This is a genomic window from Thiocapsa sp., assembly GCF_022340925.1.
GTDB lineage: Bacteria > Pseudomonadota > Gammaproteobacteria > Chromatiales > Chromatiaceae > Thiocapsa.
On the sequence record NZ_JAJDNA010000058.1, the window covers coordinates 1 to 3,876 of the forward strand.

Genomic DNA, 3,876 nt, shown 5'->3' on the forward strand with positions numbered 1-3,876 from the left:
GCGTCCGGCCCCCAGTGATCAGGATGCCAGGAGCTCTGGACGGTGCGAAAGACGCGTTCCGGGTGCGGCATCATGATGGTGACCCGGCCATCCCGGCTGGTCAGACCGGCAATGCCCTCGGGCGAGCCATTGGGGTTGGCCGGGTACCGCTCGGTGACCCGCCCGTCGTTCTCCGTATAGCGCACTGCCGCGACCGGGCGCGCGGCGGCCAGATGCCCGAGGTCGCGGAATTCGGCCCGGCCCTCGCCGTGAGCCACGGCGATCGGGATGCGCGAGCCGGCCATCCCCGCGAGGAGAATCGAGGGTGTCTCCTGCACCTCGACCATCAGCGTCCTGGCCTCGAACTGCTCCGAGCGATTGCGCACGAAGTGTGGCCAGTGCCGGGCGCCCGGGATCAGCTCGCGCAGGTTCGAGAGCATTTGACAGCCGTTGCAGATGCCCAGCGCGAAGGTGTCGGCGCGCCCGAAAAAGGCCAGGAACTGCTCACGCGCGCGCGGATGGAGCAGGATCGACTTGGCCCAGCCCTCCCCCGCCCCCAGGACGTCACCGTAGGAAAAGCCGCCGCAGACCGCGAGTCCGCGGAACCGGCCAAGCTCGACGCGGCCAGCCATGATGTCCGAGAGATGGACATCCACGCATTGGAAACCGGCCGCGTGGAAGGCCGCGGCCATCTCCACGTGCCCATTGACGCCCTGCTCGCGCAGGATGGCCATCGGCGGGCGGGCACCGCGCTCGACGTAGGGCGCGGCCAGATCGTCGTCCGGATCGAAGCTCAGGACCGCGTGCAGGCCCGGGTCCGGCTCGCCGATGCGCGCATAGGCCTCGTCGGCGCACTCGGGGTTGTCACGCAGCGACTGCATCCGGTGGCTGGTCGCCGACCAGGCCTGTTGGAGCTCGACCCGGGTGGCCTCGAAAAGCACCCGACAGCGGCGACAGACGCGAATCAGGCCGGTGTCATCGATCATGCCGATCACCGGACTGAACTCGGCCAGCCCGTGCAGCTCCAGGATCTGAAGCACGTCGTCCGTATCCGTGTGGCGCACCTGGATCACGGCACCCAGCTCTTCGCTGAACAACGCCGGGAGGTCATCGGGTCCCACCAGCCCAATGTCCACCTCGATCCCGCAGCGCCCGGCAAAGGCCATCTCGCACAGCGTGGTGATCAGGCCGCCGTCCGAGCGGTCGTGATAGGCCAGCAGCAACCCCTCGGCCTGGAGCTCCTGGATGGCGGCGAAGAACCGCTTCAGCAGCCCGGGATCATCTAGATCGGGGCCGACCTCGCCGAGCCGCCCGTAGACCTGCGCGAGTGCGGATCCGCCGAGGCGGTTGCGGCCCTGCCCGAGGTCGATCAGGATCAGATCGGTGTCACCCCGGTCGGCGCGAAGCTGCGGCGCGAGGGTCGCGCGGACGTCGAGCACCGGGGCAAAGGCGGAGACGATCAGGGACACGGGGGCGGTCATCTCACGGCGCACACCCGAGGCATCCTCCCAGACCGTCCGCATGCTCATGGAATCCTTCCCGACCGGGATCGCGATGCCGAGCGCCGGACACAGATCGAGGCCGACCGCGCGCACGGTCTCGAAGAGCCGCGCGTCCTCGCCCGGATCGCCCGCGGCCGCCATCCAGTTCGCGGAGAGCTTGATGTCGCCGAGCGACTCGATGCGCGCCGCCGCGATGTTGGTGATCGCCTCGCCCACCGCCATGCGCCCGGATGCCGCGGCATCGAGGAGGGCCAGTGGGGCGCGCTCGCCAATGGCCATCGCCTCGCCGGTCACGCCGCGATAGTCGCTGATGGTCACTGCACAGTCGCCCACCGGGACCTGCCAGGGGCCGACCATCTGATCGCGTGCGACCAGGCCGGTGATGCTGCGATCGCCGATGGTGACGAGAAAGCTCTTGTCGGCGACCGTGGGCAGGCGCAGCACCCGATCGAGCGCCTCTCGGGGATCGATGGCCGAGGTCGCCAGCGGTGAGCGCGGCCGGTCACCCGAGACGGCAACCCGCTGCATCTTCGGCGGTTTGCCGAAGAGCAGGGATAAGGGGAGATCGATCGGGGTGTCGGCGAGCTGCTCGTCTCCCAGGTGCAGATGCGGGGCCTCGGTCGCGGTCCCCACGACGGCGTGCGGACAACGCTCGCGCTCGCAGATCGCCCGGAACTGCTTGAGTCGCTCCGCAGCGATGGCCAGCACATAGCGCTCCTGCGCCTCGTTGCACCAGATCTCCATCGGCGACATGCCGGGATCGGCATTGGGGATCGCGCGCAGCTCGAAGTGCCCGCCCCGCCCGGCATCATGCACCAGCTCGGGAAAGGCGTTGGCGAGCCCGCCGGCCCCGACGTCGTGGATGAAGAGGATGGGGTTGTGCTCGCCGAGCGCCCAACAGGTGTCGATGACCTGCTGGCAGCGGCGCTGCATCTCGGGGTTGGCGCGCTGCACGGAGGCAAAGTCGAGGTCCTCGGCGGAGGCCCCGGAGGCCATGCTGGAGGCCGCGCCGCCCCCGAGGCCGATCAGCATCGCCGGCCCGCCGAGGACCACCAGCGGCGAGCCGGCTGGGAACGGCTGCTTGGCGACATGCTCGGACCGGATATTCCCGAGACCGCCGGCAAGCATGATCGGCTTGTGATAGCCGCGCAGCTCGGTTGCGCCGTTCGGGCCTGGGATAGCCTGCTCGAAGGTCCGGAAGTAGCCGGCGAGGTTGGGGCGACCGAACTCGTTGTTGAAAGCCGCGGCACCGATCGGGCCTTCGAGCATGATGTCCAGCGCGGAGACGATCCGCCCCGGCCTGCCGTAGTAATGCGCGTCCGGCAACTCCCAAGGCTGGCGGAAATCCGGGATGCGGAGATCGGAGACCGAGAAGCCGCAGAGACCGGCCTTGGGTCTGGCGCCCCGCCCGGTCGCGCCCTCGTCCCGGATCTCCCCGCCCGCGCCGGTCGCGGCCCCCGGATCGGGGGCGATTGCGGTCGGGTGATTGTGGGTCTCCACCTTCATGAGGATCTGAATCGGCTCCTCGTGCTCCCCATAGACCCCGGTCGAGGGGTCGGCCATGAAGCGGCGCCCCTCCCAGCCTTCGATGACCGCGGCGTTGTCCTTGTACGCTGAGAGGACTCCCTCCGGCGAGGCGCTGGTGGTGTGCCGGATCATCTCGAAGAGCGAGTGAGGCTGCGGCTCGCCGTCGACCTGCCAGCGCGCGTTGAAGATCTTGTGTCGGCAGTGCTCCGAGTTGGCCTGGGCGAACATCATGAGCTCGACGTCGGTCGGATCGCGGCCGAGCGCCCCGAAGCTGGCGGCAAGGTAGGCGATCTCGTCGCAGGAGAGCGCGAGACCCAGCTCGCCATTGGCCCGCGCCAGCGCCTCCTCGGCGTCCGTCGCGAGCAGGATCCGGCACATGGGGCGCGGCTCGGCCCGCGCGAAGAGCCGCTCGGCATCGGCCAGGTCGGAGAGTGCGACCTCGGTCATGCGGTCGTGCAGCACGGCCGCGGCAGTGTCGACCGCCGCGGCGTCCGGGGCGCCGTTCCCTCCGGCCAGGTAGTAAGCGGTGCCGCGTTCCAGACGTCTGAGACCGCTCAAGCCGCAATTGCGGGCGATGTCGGTCGCCTTGGACGACCAGGGGGAGATGGTCCCCGGACGGGGCACGACGAGGACGAGACGGCCGACGGGCGGATGGCTCGACAAGGTCGGGCCGTAACGCAAAAGCCGCTCGAGCAGCCCTTGCTCGTGTTCCGCCAGCTCGCGCGATAGATCGGCGAAGTGGACGTACTCCGCATAGAGCGCGATCGGCACACCGGTCTGCTCGCGCAGACGATCGGCCAGCTTACGCAGACGGAACTCGGAGAGGGCGGGTGCACCACGGAGCACGAGCATCGGCAATCACTCTGGG

General features: G+C 69.4%; 1 protein-coding gene. It reads right to left on the reverse strand.

Annotated features, from left to right (window positions below; all coding sequences use genetic code 11):
- Window positions 1-3,860 (reverse strand): phosphoribosylformylglycinamidine synthase (purL, locus tag LJE61_RS07605; RefSeq protein ID WP_296917946.1); only part of this gene is annotated, 3,860 nt, incomplete at its 3' end.
- Between the last annotated feature and the right edge of the window lie 16 nt (window positions 3,861-3,876).